Raw genomic sequence first — 19,074 nt, forward strand, 5'->3', positions numbered from 1 at the left:
AAAATTCAGGAGTTATCCACAGAGTTATCCACAAATCCACATGTTGATATTTATTTTTTGCTTGACACAAGATATGTTGCCGGTGCGTCACAGTATTCACACGTGATGTTTTTTTCTGGATTTAGCTGATCAAGAATCGGGTATTGTTCTGTTTCATCTACGATTTCGTCAAGCGCGAGCTCGACATGTTCTAAACAAACGTACTTATCCACAGGTGGTCTCCTCCTTTCACTTATCCACATTTATCCGCTTCCAGTATAACAAATATCAACCTTCCTGACCGGAAAAGCCGCAGGTTTCCTCACTCAAAAAAACCATCCACAGGTGGATGGTTTTTCAGGTTATGCCTTATTGAACAGTTGGTGACTGAGCCGACAACTTCACATCTGCTGTCTGTTTTTCACCGCCACGATAGAACGTGACTTTGACTGTTTCGCCGACTTTTGCATCCCGGTAGAGGACACTTTTTAGATCGGCGAACGATGCGATCGCTTTTCCGTTGATCTCGACGATGACATCGTTTGCCTTCATTCCCGCTTTTTCGGCGCCGCTGTTACGGGTTAGACCGACGACGACGATTCCTTTCGTGACATCATTCGGTAATTTCAAACGATCTTCGCGATATCCGCTTGGGAATTCCTGCACATCACGAATCTGAATCCCGAGCTGTGGACGAACGACTTCACCATTTTGCTCAAGGTCACGCATGATTGGTAACGCTTCGTTGATCGGAATCGCAAATCCGACTCCTTCAACACTTGCTTCCGCAATCTTCATCGAGTTGATCCCGATCAATTGACCGGCTGTATTGATGAGCGCTCCCCCCGAGTTCCCCGGGTTGATCGCTGCATCGGTTTGGATGACTTCCGTATTGAAGTCTTGCTGTCCATCCTTGTTCGTATCAACTGGAACCGTCCGTTCCTGCGCACTGATGACACCGCGCGTGACGGAGTTCGCGAAGATTCCGAGTGGGTTTCCGATCGCAAGCACCGTTTCACCGGCACGTAACGTATCCGAATCCCCCAGTTTTGCGACTTGTGTCACTTTCGATGAATCAATCGACAGGACCGCTAAATCGTACGTCGGATCTTCGCCGAGGACTTTTGCCTCGAGTGCTGTTCCGTCGGATAACGTGACAGACAAGCGACTTGCCCCTTCAACGACATGGTAGTTCGTGACGACGTAGGCTTTATTGCCGTCTTTTTTATAGATGACGCCGGACCCTGCACCCGTTTCCTGATCGGTTCCTTGGAACGAGCTCTGAAGGTTCGTTACGCTCACGACGGCTTCCTTCGTCTTACCGACCGCACCGACGATGTCGGCTTCATCCTCTGTCGTCTGTGTCGCGGTCTGTTCCGTTGCCGTCGACGAAACCGGAGTCGGACTCGTCATCTCATCACGGACGAACGGCCACGCGATGAGGGCAATCAACAAGGCTCCGACGATTCCACCGATCAGACCGACGAAAAAGGCTTTTCCGGCACCGCGACGACGCGGCGGTTCTGGTTGTTCTTCATATGGTTCACGATAAGGGCTGACCGGTTCGCTCGTTGCCGGCTGACGGGGCGGGAAGCCGCTCTCATCGGATGACTGTTCGTATCGTTCGAATTCGTTCCGTGGTTCTTCCGGTCGATCCATCGACATACGCCTCCTTTATGACTCTCTTTACACAAGTATACCCCCATCACGTGGCAAGTGAGCCAAATGTGGGGGTCTTTTGAGCATATTCAGTAATTTCCCATAATCAAAGCTTCAGGAGCGGCGTCGGAATGACCGGGTCCGTGTCGAGGAGCTGAATCTTACTCAGATCGACGTCACGGCTCGCGAGCGTCTGGGAGACGCTCATCCGGGCGAGTTCCTTCATGTTGTTATCCTTGCTCAAGTGGGCCATGTGGATCCGTTTCGTCCGGTCGTCAAGGACCTCGCTCATCGCGATCGCAGCGTCCTCATTCGAGACGTGTCCGTAGTCGCCGAGGATCCGCCGCTTGACGCTCCACGGGTAATGTCCCATCTGGAGCATACCGATATCGTGGTTCGCTTCGAAGATATAGGCATCGGCGCCCCGAATGACACCTTTCATCCGGTCCGAGACGTATCCGGTATCGGTGATGTGTGCCAATCGTTTTCCTTCATGCGCGAACTGGAAGAACATCGGATCCGCTGCATCATGACTGACGTTGAATGATTCGACTTCGATGTCACCGAACTGCTTGACCTCTCCGACTTCCCAGAGGAACTTCAGCGCCGGATCAATCTTGCCGATTTTCGCTTCCATCGCCGCCCATGTCTTTTCATTGGCATAGAGCGGGATGTTGTACTTGCGTGCCATGATGCCGACGCCTTTGATATGGTCGGAGTGTTCATGGGTGACGAACAGACCATCGATGCCTTGCGGCGACCGGTCGATCTGGTCGAACAAGGCGAGCATCGCCTTGCCGGTCAGTCCGGCGTCGACGAGCAAACGGGTCTGTTCACTTTCGATATAGAGGGCGTTCCCCGTCGAGCCACTGGCCATGACGCTGTAGTGTAGGCTCATCGTGCATTCCTCATTTCTCTGAGACTGTATCCAATCGTTCAACGGTTTGGACACCGCCATCAATTGCATTGACAAAGTAGACTTCCTCGTTGTCGAGTTCGATTTGCCACGTCGGCGGCAGGATTTGAACGGATTCCGTGCCTTCCGTGACGAGACAGAAATACCCGAGTTTATGACTCGTCAATCGCTTCGATGCCGGGAACAAACCTTGCTCCGACAACTGGACGATTGCTTCACTTGCCGATAACAACGTCACGTCCTGTGCTTGCCGGACGACCTTGTTCAAGTGGCGTTGTTTGTAGCTGACGATTTCCTTTGCATCGTTGAGTTGCAAGACGAGCAGGGACGGTCCGATCATCGCATCGTCCTCACGCGACTGCTGTGGTGTCGAATAGAGCGGCTGTCCCTTATACGTCTGAACGAATGTCATCTCCTGATACTTACTATCATACTTCCAAAATGTATATTCGGCACCATACCGAACGGACGCTTGAACGAACGATGAAGCGGAATCCCGCATCGTCTTCGTTTCGAGTCGATACGGTTTCGTCAACCGGACCGACCACTCGACATTATTCTTGACGGAGGCGACTGCATCCTGAATCGGTGAACTTGCAAGTGGCGCCAGCGTCCGCGCATCGACTTCGGCCGTCAAATAACCAATGTCCCGCGTGACCGGTTGCAGTTTCTTCTCGTCGATGTGACGATCCTTCAAGATCGACTTCCCGGTCGCACTCGTCGCGACGATCCGCGGCTCGACCATCCGGTCCATCAATTGAATGGCAAGGTAGACGTTCAGGATCAAAAAGGTCAGCATCAATAAGGTCTTCGCTTTACTCCAGTCCATTCGTCCTCACCCCTCATTCCCGACAGCTTGATTGATCGATTGCCAAACCCCATCGACCTTGATGAACCACGTCGGCTCAAAGACAGCGTAGCGGCTCGTTGAAATTTTATACGTCATCTCATATCCGACCCGGATCCCACTGATTTCTTTTAAGAGATCGGCGCGTCTTAGACGTTCAAGAACCGTTTCGACAGCCGGCACCGTCTCTTCCCGAAGGATCAACTTCCGCTTTGCTCGAAGCATGCTGCGGCTGAGCGACCGGACTTGATTTTCTTCATACATGATTTTCAGTGTCGCGAGATCGAACTTCGTCTGTTCGAGCAACGGACCGCTCTCCCCGAACACCGGATACCGGTTCAAGTACAACCGGAACGTCGCCGTCTGTTCCTCGCCCTTCTTACTCATCTGATCGAAGTAATAGCGGAAACCACTCCGTTGTGTCTCTTGATCAAGCCAGCCTCCATGAATGTTGACGTAGCTAACGAGCGTGCTGTAATCAACGGTCGAGCTTTGGGTGTTCGGCGATAACGTGTTGAAGCGATAGACATTGTAGTTTCGGTCGTACGTCGAGACGCTGACGCCATCCGTCAAGACGTCGAGATCATCGCGACTCTTGATTTGCTGGACGTTCGAATTTTCGGCAAAGAAGGCACTCCGGATGCGATCGAGTGGTTGCGGCGATTGCCCGACCTCGTCATAGACGAAGACTTGTTCCAGCCGTGTCGTACCACTCGCGACATACGTATAATCGCCCCCTTTGAGTTCGACGCGCGTCATCGGTTTTTTCTTATCGTACGCGAACAGTCGTTTCAGAACCGTCTCATCGCCGACGAGTTTAAAGTCCTTTAGGCGCCCCGTCGCCGACTCAAGACGGAGAATCGGACCATCGTAATCGAGGAGATAGAGCCGTTTGATCGGTTCTGAGAACGCGATCTGTTTTTCTCCGAGTAACTCCTCAAGCATCGTCGCGCTGATCGGTGTCGGAAAAATCATCTCGACGCTCCGCTCGCCGATCGGTATGTTCTTTGCTTTATCCGTCAGGACAAGGACCCCGATATTGAACGATGCACCGATCCGGTTGAGGAAGGTCCGCCCGATGATTTGTGTTTGGTACGTCCCTTCCTGATCCGAATAGACAAGTAGTTCCGGATTAATCAGCTGGTTGCTTTCAATCGTCTTTGAGGCATCGATCTCGTTGAACGAGACTTGTTCCCGCTCGATCGATTCACTGCTTGGATGATAGGTCCAGAGCATCGCTGTCTGAGCGATCGAACCGGCGACGAGCAGGACGAGTAACAGCGAACTCCAGTGTTGTTTCTTCATCCGGCATCCACCTCTTCGATCACCTCATACGGAAGCGTGAAGTAAATCGTCGTACCGCGTCCCCATTCGCTTTCTGCCCAGATGTCGCCACCGTGAGCCGAAACGACATCTTTCGCGATCGACAGACCAAGACCGGTGCCGCCGATTTTACGGGCACGGGCTTTATCGACACGATAGAAGCGTTCGAAGATTTTTTGGAGATTCGCTTTCGGGATTCCGACACCTTCATCCTTGATGCTGATGACGATCCGTTTTGCCCGGAGCATCGTCCGGACGGTGATTGTTCCGCCTTCCGGTGAGTATTTGATCGCGTTCGTCAGGATGTTATCTGCGACCTGAATCAATTTATCCTGATCCCCACGGATATAGACTTTCCGCTTCATGATCTTACGACGGAAACGAATCCGTTCCGGCTTCGTCATGTCATGGCGATCGAGAATCTCATTCAAGAACTGAATGTAATCGAAGCGGACCTTGTTCATCTTGTATTCCTTACTGTCCATCTTCGACAGCTGTAAAAGATCGGTGACGAGGCGAATCATCCGCTCCGTCTCGTTTTGTGTCGTCTCAAGGAAACGCGGTGCGAGTTCCTCATCCTGATAGGCGCCTTCTGCCAAGGCTTCGAGGTAGCTGCGCATCGTCGTCAGCGGTGTCCGGAGCTCGTGACTGACGTTCGCGACGAATTCACGTCGATCCTGTTCGACCTGCTCCTGTTCCGTGACGTCATGTAGGACGACGATCATCCCGGTAATCGGTCCACTGTGTTTCTTGACGGGCGAGAAGAATGCCCGGACGAGGAACAGTTCGTCCTCACTACTGAAATCGAGCAGACGCGGTGGCATCGTGCCGTCTTCCGGAATCATGAAATCGTCACCGAGTGCCAGTAGGTCCTTCAAGTTCGTTCCGACGACACTCGCATCGTCAGCGCCGACGATATCCTTCGCTTGATCATTCATCAAGATGACGCGCAGCGTCCGGTCCGTCGCAATCACGCCGTCGGTCATGTTCTCGAGGACACTCGTCAACTTCCGCCGTTCGGCTTCCGTCGTCGCGTTCGCTTCGAGCAGCTCATCCGTCAATTCATTGAACGAACGAGCAAGTTGCCCGATCTCATCATCCGAATAGACCTTAACCTTCCGCGAGAAGTTCCCGCGTCGCATCTCGATCGCTTGACGCCGCATATCCGAAATCGGACGCGTGATCGTCCGCGACAGCAAGACTCCGAGAATCGACGTGATGACGAGGGCGATGACTGTTCCGGTCGCCAAAATCCGCGTGACCTGTTGCATCTGCGAATAGATCGACTCCATCGAGGCACGGACATAAATCATCCCGGTCGTCACACCGTCTCGTTCCGAGGTGACGGGTACGGCAAAGATCCGGATCTTATCTTCTGATTCCGGATCGAGTACGGTGTCCGTCCGGGTCGAGCTCGTTGCCTGCGCTTTTTTAATCAGTGAATTCGTCGCCCGTTGACCGACCGCCGACTGGTTCTCGTCATCCGATGTCGCTTGGATGATCGAGTCCTGATCGATAATCTGGACTTCGAGGATGTCGTTCCTTGAGGTGGAGCCATTACTAAACTCAGACAGCAGTTGCCCTAATGATTGGGACAACTGCCGTTTGGAGGCTTCATCATCGCCTGTTTTATCGAATTCCTTCCCGACGTTATAGGCGACAAGACCTGCCCGGTCCTCGACCGACTTCGAGAAGTTCGTAATGTACTGCTTTTCAAGGGAACGAACGAAGTAGACACCAATGACCTGCATCGCCACTAAAATCAATAAGGCATAGATGACGACAAGCTTCCATTGGATGGATTTAAAGAAGTTCGTTCCTTTTAACATCGTTATTCATTCTCCCCGTCTTGGAGATAGTAGCCGACTCCACGACGCGTCATGATATAGACCGGCGTACTTGGGTTATCTTCGACTTTTTCACGAAGACGGCGCACTGTCACGTCGACTGTCCGGACGTCACCAAAGTAGTCATAGCCCCAGACCGTCTGCAACAAATGCTCACGCGTCATGACTTGACCGATGTTTTTCGCGAGGTAATGCAACAATTCGAACTCACGCTGCGTCAGCTCGATCTTTTGATCCTTACGTGTCACTGTATGCGAATTCGTATCGATATACAGTTCTCCGACTTTGAGTGGACCTGGTCCAACCGGTTGTGGTGTAGCTTCCGGACTCGTATTGCGCAAGTGGACTTTAACGCGGGCGAGTAACTCACGTGAGCTGAATGGCTTCGTCACGTAATCATTCGCACCAAGCTCAAGACCAAGTACCGTATCAATTTCAGAATCCTTTGCTGTCAGCATGATGATTGGAATCTTCGACGTCTTCCGGACTTCCCGGCAGACCTCCATCCCGTCCATCAACGGGAGCATGATATCAAGTAACATCAAATCCGGTTTGAACTCCTCGAATTTTTCTAATGCCTCCACGCCGTCGTTTGCGATCGCGACCTGGTAGCCTTCTTTTTCTAATTTAAACTTGAGTATATCTGCAATCGGTAACTCGTCATCGACGACTAGAATTTTACGTTCCGTCACTGGGTGTGCCCCCTTAAAAATTTCTATTCAATCTATTTTACCTGTTTTTTCGGCATATAGAAAGGTGGCGACGGAAACTCCCGGCGCCACTCGCTCTACTGTTCGTCGTCTCACGGGAGAGGTTCCACGTGAAACACTGTATTCAGTATACCTGTTTTTGCTTCCGTTTGTGAACCATTTCGCACAAAAAACAGCCTCTTGCAGGAGGCAAGAGGCTATTGAGACTTATGCTTCTTCGTAGAGATCACGCAAGACGACGGTCTGTTCACGACCCGGTCCGACCGAGAACGTGACGAGCGAGATACCTGTCAGATCCGCGATCCGCTTGACGTAGTTCTGTGCGTTCAACGGTAGATCTTCAAAGCGACGGACACCTGTGATGTCCTCTTTCCAGCCTGGAAGCTCTTCGTAAACTGGGACACATGCTTCAAGATCACGGAAGCTTGCTGGGTACTCATCGATCTGTTTACCATTGAATTCGTACGATGTACAAATCTTCAACGTTTCGAGTCCTGTCAGAACGTCGATCGAGTTGAGCGAAAGATCCGTCAACCCACTTGTACGGCGCGAGTGGCGAACGACGACAGAGTCGAACCAACCAACACGACGCGGACGTCCTGTCGTCGTCCCGTATTCACGACCGACTTCACGGATTTGATGACCGATGTCATCGAACAATTCCGTTGGGAACGGACCGTCACCGACACGTGACGTGTACGCTTTACAAACACCAACGACGTGATCGATCCGAGCTGGACCGACACCGACACCTGATGCGACACCACCGGCAGATGCGTTCGACGATGTAACGAACGGGTACGTTCCGTGGTCAAGGTCGAGTAAGACACCTTGTGCGCCTTCAAACAACACTTTTTCACCGTGATCAAGGCTATCGTTGACGACGACGGATGTATCGCAGACGTATTTCGCGAATTCTTGTCCATACGCATAGTACTCTTCGAAGATATCGTCGAACGCGATTGGTTCTGCGTCATACATCTTCGTGAACATGCGGTTCTTTTGGTCGAGAACGATCTTTAACTTCTCAGCGAACGTTTCTTTGTCGAGTAAGTCTGCCATCCGGATTCCGATTCGTGCGGCTTTATCCATGTAGCACGGTCCGATTCCTTTTAGCGTCGTTCCGACTTTTGCGTCGCCTTTCGCTTCTTCTTCTAACTGATCCTGCAACTGATGATACGGCAAGATGACATGCGCCCGATTCGAAATTAACAAGTTATCCGTTGAAACACCACGATCGTGCAGATACTTCAATTCCTTGACGAGTGATTTCGGGTTGACGACAAGACCGTTCCCGATGACACATTTCTTATCCGAGTAAAAAATACCTGATGGGATCAAGTGCAATTTGTACGTCTCGTTATTGAATACGATCGTATGTCCTGCATTGTCTCCACCTTGATAACGTGCTACGACGTCAGCTTGTTTTGAAAGAAAATCGGTGATTTTCCCTTTTCCTTCGTCGCCCCACTGTGTTCCGACTACTACTACTGATGACATCTTATCATCCACCTCCACGTACGATTCAAAACCACGACTAAGTGTAACGCGATAAAAAAAAGAAGTCAACCAAATACCGAACAATTAATTGTTACAATTCTCTTTCGTTCGTTTAATTATCGTTTTTAGTGAATAAACTGAGAATCTTTAGGTGAAAATAAAAAAAAGCTACGTTTTGCCTCCGATTCATCGAGGGCAAGACGCAGCTTGGATTAAGCAGGTGGCGCGTACGAGTTGCTTGGCTCGAGATCCACGAACTTGTTGAATTCTTTTCGGAAGGCGAGCTTGACGGTACCGGTTGGACCATTCCGCTGTTTCGCGATGATGATCTCAATCGTATTCGCATCTTCCGTTTCTTTATTGTAGTAATCATCACGGTACAAGAAGGCGACGATATCGGCATCTTGCTCGATCGCTCCCGATTCCCGGATATCCGACATCATCGGTCGCTTATCTTGACGACTCTCCACCCCACGCGAGAGCTGCGATAAGGCGATGACGGGGACTTCAAGTTCACGCGCGAGTGATTTCAAGGAACGGGAAATTTCCGAAACCTCTTGTTGACGATTGTCGCTAGAGCGACCATTCCCTTGAATCAACTGCAAGTAATCGATCATGATCATCCCAAGACCATGCTCCTGCTTCAAACGACGGCATTTCGCCCGGATATCATTGACCCGAATACCTGGTGTATCGTCGATGTAGATACCGGCTTGAGACAAGTTACTCATCGCAAGCGATAACTTCCCCCAGTCCTCTTCTTCGAGTTGACCCGTCCGCAGACGCTGCGCGTCGACGTTTCCTTCGGCACAGAGCATCCGCATGACGAGCTGTTCGGCACCCATCTCAAGACTGAAGATGGCGACGTTCTCGTCAGCGCGTGTTGCGACGTTTTGCGAGATGTTCAAGGCGAACGCGGTCTTCCCGACCGACGGACGTGCTGCGACGATGATTAAATCGTTGCGCTGGAAGCCGGCCGTCATCTTATCGAGATCTTGGAAACCGGTCGGAATCCCCGTCGTCTCGCCGCTCTGCTTATGCAATTTATCAATCGTTGCATAGGCACTCGTCAAGACGTCCGAGATCGGGATGAAGCTCGCGCTTCCTTTTCCTTGTGATACTTCGAGAATCTTCCGTTCTGCCTCATTCAGCAGGACATCGACCTCATTTTGCCGTTCGTATCCATCAGTGACGATCTCGCCTGCCGTCCGAATGAGACGCCGGAGCGTCGACTTCTGGTCAACGACGTTGACGTAATAATTGATGTTGGCTGCAGTTGGTACCCCTTCTGCCAGTTCCGCTAGATAGGGTAGACCACCAATCTCATCTAGAATCCCGAGCGTACTGAGCTCGGCTGTCACCGTAACGAGGTCGATCGCTTCGCCTCGGTCGGACAGCACGAGCATCGCTTCAAAGATCCGTTGGTGAGAGGCACGGTAAAAGTCCTGCGGTAACAGACGTTCCGATGCACTGATCAAACGATCCGCATCAATCATGATCGCCCCTAGGACGGCTTGTTCTGCCTCGATGCTTTGGGGAGGCATATTTTGCATGACTTCACTCATCACCGGTCCCCTTTTCTACTCACGCCTCTTTGACCTGAACGTTCAGTGTCGCTGTCACTTCGTTGTGTAACTTCAATGGTACCTTCGTAAAGCCAAGTGCCTTGATCGGGTGCTCGAGCTCGATTTTGCGTTTATCGATCTTGTAACCCATGCTTTTAAGTGCTTCTGCGATCTGTTTACTTGTGACTGATCCGAAGACACGACCGCCTTCACCGGCTTTCGTCGAGACGACGATCGTCTCTTTTTCGATTTTTTCTTTTAACGCTTGCGCGTCAAGCAAGTTCTGTTTCGCTTCTTCTGCTGCTTTACGTTCGTGTGCTTCATGTTGCTTCAAGTTGCCAGTCGTCGCAGGGCGCGCCAACTTTTTCTTGAAGAGTACATTATTTGCATAAGCATCGGCCACGTCTTTGACGTCTCCTGCTTTCCCTTGTCCTTTTACATCCTGTAAGAAAATAACCTTCATTCTGATTCCTCTCCTTTTGTCTCATCTTCTAAATATTGATCGATTGCTTTACGCAACGCATCCGCCACGGTGACGACTGATTCTGACATCTGTGTCGCCGCGTTCGTCAAGTGACCGCCGCCACCGAGCGTCTCCATGATCAACTGAACGTTGACATCCCCAAGCGAACGGGCGCTAATCGCCGTTCGTCCGTCTTGAAGTTCCGCGATGACGAAAGCGGCGCGAATGCCTCGAAGCGATAACAATTGATCGGCTGCTTGCGCAATCAATACTTGATCGTGAATGACGCCTGGCTCTGCTGTCGCAATCGCCATCCCTTCCGTATAGACTTCGGATCGCTCGAGGATATGTGACTGCTCGACGTACGTCTCAAGATCCTGACTGAGAAACTCTTGTACGAGCACTGTGTCAGCACCTTGTGAGCGTAAATAGGATGCAGCATCGAACGTCCGAGAACCGGTCCGCAGGGCAAAGCCTTTCGTATCGACGATGATCCCAGCGAGTAACGCCGTCGCTTCAAGCATCGCCAGTTTCTGATTCGTCGGTTGGTACTCGATCAGCTCGGTGACGAGCTCTGATGTCGAAGAAGCATACGGCTCAAGATACACGAGAACCGCATCTTCGATGAAATCTTCGCCCCGACGATGATGATCAATCACGACCATATGCTCGAATCGATCGAGCAAGGCCGGTACGACAACAAGCGATGGTTTGTGTGTATCGACGACGACGAGTAACGTCTGATCGTCGATCAATTGATCAGCTTGAAACGCATTGACGAATCGTGTCTCGAGTTGTGGTACTTCGGCAATCTCATCCATCATCCGGCGAATCCCGCGTCCGATTTCTTCCGGTGGTAAGACGATATGTGCTTCCTTATCGTTCATTTCCGCAAGCTTCAAAATGCCAATTGCTGATCCGAGTGCATCCATGTCTGGATTTTTGTGACCCATGATCAGGACACGGCTCGATTCCTGCATTAAGTCACGAAGCGAATTAGCGATGACCCGGGCCCGGACGCGCGTCCGTTTTTCCGTCGGATTCGTCTTGCCGCCGTAAAAGCGGACCTTCCCATCACGTTTGATGACGACTTGGTCGCCTCCTCGTCCCAGCGCAAGATCGAGACTCGACTGAGCCATCTGACCAAGCGCCGGAATCGGGTCACTTCCGCAACCAATTCCGATGGATAACGTCAACTGGACGCCGCGTTGACTCGTCTCTTCCCGAACCGTATCCAGAATCGTAAACTTCGATCGTTCGAGAATCCGTAGATTCTCTTCTGTCGTAACGATGAAATACCGATCGGACGCGGTCCGCTTGATATACGTCCCGTGTTCCGCTGCCCAGTGATTCAACAACTGCGTGACCCGGCTGTTCAGTTCACTGCGTAACTGATCCTCGATGCCTTGTGTCATCTCATCGTAGTTATCGAGATAGATGACACCGATGACCGTCTGATTATCGACGAGTTGTTGTTCAACTTGTGCTTCTTCCGTCATATCGAACAGGTAAAAGGTCCGGTTCTCATGATTCGAAAAGACACGATACACGGCATCGCCGATTTCAAGCGTCGCTTGATCCTCATTCGTCGCGACCATTTCGATGAATAAGGGATCGAGCTCATTGAGCGTCTGTCCCATTGCTACATCATCAAAGATATCCCGCATCGGATCATTGAACCAGGTGACAAGCGTTTCCTCATCGTATAACAAAATCCCGATTGGCATGTTCGTCAACGCATCTTGTCCCGTCTCCTCGACTTGCATCGAGATTCCGGCGACGTACGTCTCCCATGCCCTGCGTGCACGACGTTCTTCGAATAGGTGCAATCCGAAGAGGAGGGCAGTCACGACGGCTCCGATGGCAGAGATGACCGGTTCGCGGACAGCGACGACGAGAAGCAGACCGACGATTAATAGATACGGAATGAAGCGAACGATACGTCGTTCGCGTTCCGGTGATACTTGTTGACCTGACTCCATCGTGTCCTCCTTATATGCTCTATAGGGTTAATTAAAATTTTTAGTAACTTGTTTATTATAACCGAAAAGCAGGAGGGGATGAAAGAGAAGCGAAAAAAAGCACCACCCTCACGCTTGAGGATGGTGCTACGAAATCAGTCAGCCACGTATGGAATTAAAGCCATTTGACGTGCGCGTTTGATTGCGATTGTAAGTGGACGTTGGTATTTCGCTGAAGTACCAGTCACACGACGTGGAAGAATCTTACCGCGTTCCGAAATGAAACGTTTGAGAAGTTCTACGTCTTTATAATCGATATGAGTGATGTGGTTCGACGTGAAGTAACATACTTTACGACGACGTTTTCCACCTGGACGACGTGCCATGTGATTAACCTCCTTTTTAACTTGGATTTTTCAGGACGATTTCCTTAGAACGGGAGATCGTCGTCTGAAAGGTCGATCGAACTACCGCCGCTGAACGGATCAGCGCCGAAGCCCGAATTCGATGAAGCGGGTGCTGGCGAGGAAGAGTTGTTCTGCTGTTGCTGTGAACCCCATCCTGCAGCATTCCCGTTTCCACCAGTTGATGAAGCGTAGCCTTCGCTACCATCCGAAGAACGGCTCGCGTTACGTGATTCAAGGAAGCGGACGCTATCAGCGACGACTTCCGCACGGTAACGGCGTTGCCCTTCTTTATCGTCGTAGCTGCTAATCTGGAGGCGACCCTCTACACCAGCAAGACTACCTTTCTTCAAATACTGAGCAACGTTCTCTGCTTGCTTGCGCCAAACGACGCAATCGATGAAATCAGCTTCTCGCTTCCCATCTTGCCCTGTGAAAGGACGGTCACATGCGAGTGTGAATCGCGTTACCGCAATCCCGCTCTGCGTATAACGCATTTCCGGGTCACGAGTTAACCGACCGACTAAAACGACGCGGTTAATCATCAGAATCACTCTCCTGTTTCAGCTTATTTCTCGTCTTTTGTGATCATTAAGCGAACGATATCGTCACTGATCTTCATGAGACGGTCAAGTTCTTTTGTAGCTGCTGGTTCAGCAGTAACGTTAAGAAGAACGTAGAACCCTTCACGCATATCATTGATTTCGTAAGCGAAACGACGTTTACCCATTTCAGTTGTTTTATCAACTGTACCACCGTTATCAGTGAGGACTTTGTTAAAACGCTCCACTGTTGCTTTGCGTGTTTCCTCATCAAGTTCCGGACGGATGATGTAAAGTACTTCGTATTTACGCATATCTGTCACCTCCTCTTGGACTGGCGGCTCGAATGTTCGAGCAAGGAGCAATAATTCATTACTCACATTCGTTAATACTACCAAAGTATTTTGCTTTATGCAATAACGATTCGTTTTCGATTAGACGTTGAAGCGGAACGTGACGACATCGCCGTCTTGGAAGACATATTCCTTACCTTCTGAACGGTAACGACCTTGTTCCTTGACTGTCGCCATGTTACCTGCAGCTGCTAGATCTTCGTACGAAACGACTTCTGCACGGATGAATCCGCGTTCGAAGTCCGAGTGGATGACACCCGCACATTGTGGAGCTTTCATGCCTTTTTTAAACGTCCAAGCGCGTACTTCTTTTTCACCTGCTGTGAAGTATGTCGCAAGACCAAGCGTGCTGTACGCCGCATGGATCAATTGATCAAGACCCGACTCTTCGATTCCGAGATCGACGAGGAACTCTTGACGCTCTTCCGGCTCAAGCTCTGCAATTTCTTCTTCGATCCGAGCACAGATGACGATGACTTCTGCGCCTTCTTTTGCTGCGAATTCACGGACGAGACGCACGTTCTCATTGCTGTCTGCATCTGCGACTTCATCTTCGCCGACATTCGCGACGTAAAGCATCGGTTTCATCGTCAACAATTGGAAGTGTTTGACGAGTGCTGCTTGATCTTCGTTCAATTCAGCGAGACGTGCTGGTTTCTCATCTTCGAGCAACGCTTGCACGATTTCAAGTGCTTCAAGCTCAGCCGCTGCGTTTTTATCGCGCGACTTGACTTGTTTTTGGACACGCTGAATCCGTTTTTCGACCTGCTCAAGATCTGCGAGGATCAATTCGAGGTTGATCGTCTCGATATCATCGATCGGTGAGACTTTTCCGGCCACGTGTGTGATGTTTTCATCTACGAAACAACGCACGACCTGACAGATCGCATCTACTTCACGAATGTTCGCGAGGAATTTATTTCCGAGCCCTTCCCCTTTAGACGCACCTTTTACGATACCGGCGATATCCGTGAATTCGAATGCTGTCGGGATCGTCTTTTTCGGGTTGACGAGTTCTGTCAATTTCCGAAGACGTGCATCTGGTACTTCAACGACACCGACGTTCGGGTCGATCGTTGCGAACGGATAGTTCGCTGCCTCGACACCTGCTTGTGTGATGGCGTTAAAAAGTGTTGATTTTCCTACGTTTGGTAAGCCAACGATTCCTGCTGTTAATCCCACTTGGAATTCCTCCTTTTCGGTATTTCCTAGGAAATCCGTGCTAGCGGCCGCAGTGGGTAGAATGATTACACCACGTCAGCACATCTTTCACAATTATAGATAGTTCATTTTTTTTAAGCAAGGAGCTCGACCGTCTTTTTTAATCACGCTCTAATCGAACACAATCACTTCGCTTATGAAAGACAACGAAAAAGCGGATGTGATCACGAGAATCACATCCGCTTTTTCGTCACTCTGGTAAGACTTTTTTCAATCGTTTATCAAAATCACGACGTGGCATTAAAATGCTCGCCCCGCAACCTTGGCATTTGATTCGGATATCCATGCCGACCCGAATGATCTGCCATCGGTTCGTTCCACATGGATGCTGCTTCTTCATCTCAACATAATCATGGAGTTGATACGTTTTTGGAATCATCCGTCTGTCCACCATTCTTTTGTTCTGGATTCATCATGACCATCCGTGGATACGGGATCTTGATGTTTTCTTCTTCGAGTCCTTGCTTCAATTCCTTCCGGATCAGACGACCAGCTTGGAAATGTTGCATCGGTGGTACTTCTGCCATCAAACGATAGACGACTTCTGAAGGACCAAGTGTCTGAACACCGAGCATCTGAATCGGCTCGACGAACATATCGACATACTTCTTCGTCGTCCGGTCTGCAATCTCATGCAGAACTTGTTCGACGCGTTCAAGATCCTCATCATAGGAGACTTGGACATCGACGAGTGCGAAACTGTTGTCGACCGAATAGTTCGTGACTTGCAAAATCTGACCGTTCGGGATGATGTGGATTTCCCCGTTGAGTCCTTTGAGTTTTGTCGTCCGGATACCAAGTTCCGTCACGACGCCTTCGATTACACCGACGCGTACATAATCTCCGACTTTAAACTGACGTTCGAAGATGATGAACGCTCCTGTAATGATATCTTGCACCAAGTTCTTCGCACCAAACGAAATCGCGAGACCAGCGATTCCGGCACTGGCGACGAGACCGGTGATGTTGATTCCGAACTGACTAAGCACTGTCAACAACATGATGATTCCAAGTACGTAACGAATCGCATTTTGGAGCAACTTCAACAGCGTCTCGTTCTGTCGTTGCGCCAAGTAGTCCTGTTCATTGATTTTCCTGATCGTAAAGAGACGTGAGACTGCCCCAGTCAAAACGCGCGTCAACACGTAGAACGCCGCGATAATGATGAGCGCAATCAGTAGTTTCATCCCAAAACGAATCCACATATCCGCATCCATTACTTGATTGATCAATTTATCGACTTGGGCGACGGATTCTTGTACATCTTGATTGGTAGCCATTCTCTCATCCTTTCTTATTCTCTCTATTACGACAGTATACGTGATTTTAATCGAGTTTCAACCAAAGAGCCGATTTTGACGTTAGATTTCTGGAAAAACCGGGAAAGGAAAATCATCTAAGAACCCTTCACTCTTGCCAATCCACCACGACACCGACATCAAGAGAAGAAAGGATGATTTCGATGAACTTCCGCTTTCATTCGCACGAGCCCAAGCCCTATTCTTTCTTTTTAGAATATACGGAACCGTTCGCGAAAGAACGCTTAGCTGAACAATTATTCGAACAAGTCTCTGCCGTCCAAGAAAAACGTCCGATCGTACTCGTCTGCATTGGTTCTGATCGTTCGACAGGTGACTCACTCGGTCCACTCGTTGGGACATTCCTCGAGAAACAAGCGCCTGCTCATCTTCACGTCTACGGTACACTCGCTAAACCCGTCCATGCACTGAATCTCGCAGAAACCATTCACTCGATCCAAACGACACATTACCGTCCACTCGTCATCGCGATCGATGCGTGTCTCGGTCGCCTTTCAAGTGTCGGACATGTCTTTTTCTCGGAAGGTCCACTCGCACCCGGCGCCGGCGTCCAAAAAGAATTGCCTGCGGTCGGTGACTTCAACATTAAGGCTGTCGTCAACGTCAGTGGATTCATGGAGATGATGATTCTCCAGAACACACGGTTACACCTTGTTTATGAACTAGCGGAACTCGTCGCGAACAGCTTCCACTTACTTGATGCGAAACTCTCCGCTGAATCCACACGGACGACGATTTCTTTCACGCCGCGTTCAATGTAAGCAAAAAGAAGCGAACCGTCGCCCGGATCGCTTCTTTTTAGTGATCCGATTCAGGTAACAACAAGTCGAGCAACCGATTGAGGTCATCTTCGTCTATAAAATCGATCTCGAGTTTCCCTGCTTGTTTTCCTTGTTTAATCCGAACGGTCGCCCCGTATTTTTCGCGAAGTGATTCCTCGACGAATTGAACAGCGGTCGCTTGTTGCGGACGGGCGGCTTCCTTACGTTCCCGAAGCGCCTGCTCTAACCGACGGACGTTCCAGTTCTCCGCCATGACCCGTTCTGCCATCTGTTCGATCTTCTTTGGATGTTTCAGCGACAGGAGCGCGCGGGCATGTCCCATTGACAACCGTTCGTCCATGACCGCTTGTTGAACAAGCAATGGCAACTGTAACAGTCGAAGGCTGTTCGTAATGTGCGAACGACTTTTCCCGACACGCTGTGCAAGCTCTGCTTGCGTAATGCCGAATTCCTCGATCATCTCCGCATATGCCATCGCTTCTTCAATTGCAGATAAGTCTGCTCGTTGGATGTTTTCGATCAAGGCGAGCTCCATGACGCGTGTCTCGTCTGCTTCAATCACAAGGACCGGTACACGTTCGAATCCTGCGCGACTCGCCGCCTGATAGCGCCGTTCACCGGCGATGATTTCGTAATAGCCATCTCGTGGTCGGACGACGATCGGTTGGATCATCCCGTGACGAACGAGCGATTGGGCTAACTCTTCTAATGCTTTTTCATTGAATCGTTTCCGAGGTTGAGTCGGATTCGGGCGAATCGCCCGAACAGGTAATTCATTCACGTGCTTTCTCTCCTAAACGTAGCGGAAGGCACGACCGCTTATTCCGGACGTGCCTTCACGATGCGAATTCGCACCTCTACATATTCTTCGCAATCGACTTCTTCTTTTTCGATCGTCAATCCAGTCTGCTCGATCATATCGACGGAATCCCGCAAGGTGTTTAACGCGATTCGTGTATCTCGTGCAAAGCTTTTATGACGTTTTTTCTTCGGTGGCTGTGGTGTCATCAATCGTTCCACCCGGCGCTCCGTCTCCTTGACGTTCCATTCCCGTTCCAGAATTTCAGCGAGTACCGTTACTTGTAACGCTTCATCCTTAAGCGGCAATAACGCTCGGGCGTGACGTTCCGTGATTGTCCGTTGCTTCAATGCTTCCCGGACATCCGTTGGCAATCGGAGCAAACGTAATTTGTTGGCAATCGTCGACTGACTACGTCCGAGCTTACGGGCTAACACTTCTTGCGTGATGTCTTGTAATGCAAGCAAACGCTCATAAGCTTCCGCTTCTTCGATTGGTGTCAAGTCTTCGCGTTGCAGATTTTCAATCAATGCCAGGGAAGCAGTCGTCTCGTCCGTCATCTCTTTGACGATGGCAGGAATCGTTTCCCAGCCAAGCGAGCGCACTGCTCGGTACCGTCGTTCTCCGGCAATGATTTCGTACCCTGTTCCTTGTTTTCGAACGACGATCGGCTGGAGTAACCCGTGCTCTTCGATCGTAACCGCTAGTTCTTCAATTCGGTCCCCGTCAAACACAGTCCGTGGTTGGAACTGATTCGCGACAAGTTCTGTCAATGGTAATTCCTGAACCGTCTCTTGTGGGTCAAGCTCGATCGTAGCAGGTTTACCGAGCAGTTTGGCAATTGCATTTCTCACGTTGGCGCACCTCACCTTTATCAGTCACCG

The 19,074-nt window shown here is 50.4% G+C and carries 20 protein-coding genes; 1 reads left to right on the forward strand and 19 read right to left on the reverse strand.

Going from position 1 to position 19,074, the window contains the following annotated elements; translation table 11 throughout:
* Positions 1-50: 50 nt before the first annotated feature.
* The 17 genes from B3S86_RS13770 to B3S86_RS13850 all read right to left on the reverse strand — a co-directional run bounded on the left by B3S86_RS13770 (position 51) and on the right by B3S86_RS13850 (position 16,570).
* Positions 51-212 carry a CxxH/CxxC protein gene (locus B3S86_RS13770; RefSeq protein ID WP_023469838.1) on the reverse strand — a complete coding sequence of 54 codons (162 nt, stop codon included), beginning with the start codon at positions 210-212 and terminating at the stop codon, positions 51-53.
* A 136-nt stretch (positions 213-348) separates the two neighbouring features.
* Positions 349-1,638: a S1C family serine protease gene (locus B3S86_RS13775; protein ID WP_290753789.1), complete on the reverse strand. Its 1,290-nt coding sequence runs from the start codon at positions 1,636-1,638 to the stop codon at positions 349-351.
* Between the two features lie 106 nt (positions 1,639-1,744).
* The gene (locus B3S86_RS13780) at positions 1,745-2,536 is read right to left on the reverse strand and encodes an MBL fold metallo-hydrolase (protein ID WP_290753792.1); all 792 of its coding nucleotides are present in this window, start codon (positions 2,534-2,536) and stop codon (positions 1,745-1,747) included.
* A 10-nt stretch (positions 2,537-2,546) separates the two neighbouring features.
* On the reverse strand, positions 2,547-3,383 hold the full coding sequence (locus B3S86_RS13785) for a two-component system regulatory protein YycI (RefSeq protein WP_290753795.1): 837 nt from the start codon (positions 3,381-3,383) through the stop codon (positions 2,547-2,549).
* 6 nt (positions 3,384-3,389) lie between these two features.
* Entirely contained in the window at positions 3,390-4,706 is a 1,317-nt protein-coding gene (yycH, locus tag B3S86_RS13790) for a two-component system activity regulator YycH (RefSeq protein ID WP_290753798.1), read from the reverse strand.
* Positions 4,703-6,553, reverse strand: coding sequence for a cell wall metabolism sensor histidine kinase WalK (gene walK / locus B3S86_RS13795; protein ID WP_035411745.1), 1,851 nt, complete (start codon positions 6,551-6,553; stop codon positions 4,703-4,705). Before walK ends, yycH begins: the two co-directional genes overlap by 4 nt.
* Before the next feature lie 2 nt (positions 6,554-6,555).
* Positions 6,556-7,263, reverse strand: a complete 708-nt coding sequence (yycF, locus tag B3S86_RS13800; RefSeq protein ID WP_023469844.1) for a response regulator YycF — start codon at positions 7,261-7,263, stop codon at positions 6,556-6,558.
* Positions 7,264-7,488: 225 nt separating this feature from the next.
* Entirely contained in the window at positions 7,489-8,781 is a 1,293-nt protein-coding gene (locus tag B3S86_RS13805; RefSeq protein ID WP_056064628.1) for an adenylosuccinate synthase, read from the reverse strand.
* Positions 8,782-8,993: 212 nt separating this feature from the next.
* Positions 8,994-10,346: a replicative DNA helicase gene (gene dnaB / locus B3S86_RS13810; protein WP_023469846.1), complete on the reverse strand. Its 1,353-nt coding sequence runs from the start codon at positions 10,344-10,346 to the stop codon at positions 8,994-8,996.
* A 19-nt stretch (positions 10,347-10,365) separates the two neighbouring features.
* On the reverse strand, positions 10,366-10,809 hold the full coding sequence (rplI, locus tag B3S86_RS13815) for a 50S ribosomal protein L9 (protein ID WP_023469847.1): 444 nt from the start codon (positions 10,807-10,809) through the stop codon (positions 10,366-10,368).
* On the reverse strand, positions 10,806-12,791 hold the full coding sequence (locus tag B3S86_RS13820; RefSeq protein WP_035411741.1) for a DHH family phosphoesterase: 1,986 nt from the start codon (positions 12,789-12,791) through the stop codon (positions 10,806-10,808). The genes rplI and B3S86_RS13820 overlap by 4 nt, the downstream gene beginning before the upstream one ends.
* 134 nt (positions 12,792-12,925) lie before the next feature.
* A complete protein-coding gene (gene rpsR / locus B3S86_RS13825) occupies positions 12,926-13,156 on the reverse strand; it encodes a 30S ribosomal protein S18 (RefSeq protein WP_023469849.1) in 231 nt (76 codons plus the stop codon).
* A gap of 44 nt (positions 13,157-13,200) precedes the next feature.
* A complete protein-coding gene (gene ssb / locus B3S86_RS13830) occupies positions 13,201-13,719 on the reverse strand; it encodes a single-stranded DNA-binding protein (RefSeq protein ID WP_023469850.1) in 519 nt (172 codons plus the stop codon).
* A gap of 23 nt (positions 13,720-13,742) precedes the next feature.
* Complete coding sequence (rpsF, locus tag B3S86_RS13835) at positions 13,743-14,030, reverse strand: 30S ribosomal protein S6 (RefSeq protein WP_035411738.1); 288 nt, start codon at positions 14,028-14,030, stop codon at positions 13,743-13,745.
* Between the two features lie 120 nt (positions 14,031-14,150).
* Positions 14,151-15,251, reverse strand: a complete 1,101-nt coding sequence (gene ychF, locus B3S86_RS13840) for a redox-regulated ATPase YchF (RefSeq protein WP_035411737.1) — start codon at positions 15,249-15,251, stop codon at positions 14,151-14,153.
* A gap of 229 nt (positions 15,252-15,480) precedes the next feature.
* Positions 15,481-15,669 carry a DUF951 domain-containing protein gene (locus B3S86_RS13845; protein ID WP_023469853.1) on the reverse strand — a complete coding sequence of 63 codons (189 nt, stop codon included), beginning with the start codon at positions 15,667-15,669 and terminating at the stop codon, positions 15,481-15,483.
* Positions 15,641-16,570 (reverse strand): mechanosensitive ion channel family protein, encoded by a 930-nt coding sequence (locus B3S86_RS13850; RefSeq protein ID WP_214856536.1) that lies wholly within the window; start codon positions 16,568-16,570, stop codon positions 15,641-15,643. Before B3S86_RS13850 ends, B3S86_RS13845 begins: the two co-directional genes overlap by 29 nt.
* 182 nt (positions 16,571-16,752) lie before the next feature.
* Here B3S86_RS13850 and yyaC point away from each other — a divergent pair, with 182 nt between their 5' ends.
* Complete coding sequence (gene yyaC / locus B3S86_RS13855) at positions 16,753-17,370, forward strand: spore protease YyaC (protein ID WP_035412220.1); 618 nt, start codon at positions 16,753-16,755, stop codon at positions 17,368-17,370.
* Between the two features lie 37 nt (positions 17,371-17,407).
* Here yyaC and B3S86_RS13860 read toward each other — a convergent pair whose 3' ends face one another.
* Together B3S86_RS13860 and noc are read right to left on the reverse strand one after the other, a co-directional pair.
* Positions 17,408-18,172, reverse strand: coding sequence for a ParB/RepB/Spo0J family partition protein (locus B3S86_RS13860; RefSeq protein ID WP_035411733.1), 765 nt, complete (start codon positions 18,170-18,172; stop codon positions 17,408-17,410).
* A 38-nt stretch (positions 18,173-18,210) separates the two neighbouring features.
* Positions 18,211-19,044, reverse strand: coding sequence for a nucleoid occlusion protein (noc, locus tag B3S86_RS13865; protein ID WP_214856534.1), 834 nt, complete (start codon positions 19,042-19,044; stop codon positions 18,211-18,213).
* Positions 19,045-19,074 lie beyond the last annotated feature (30 nt).

This window comes from Exiguobacterium sp. UBA3968 (assembly GCF_002385115.1).
Classification (GTDB): Bacteria; Bacillota; Bacilli; order Exiguobacteriales; family Exiguobacteriaceae; genus Exiguobacterium_A.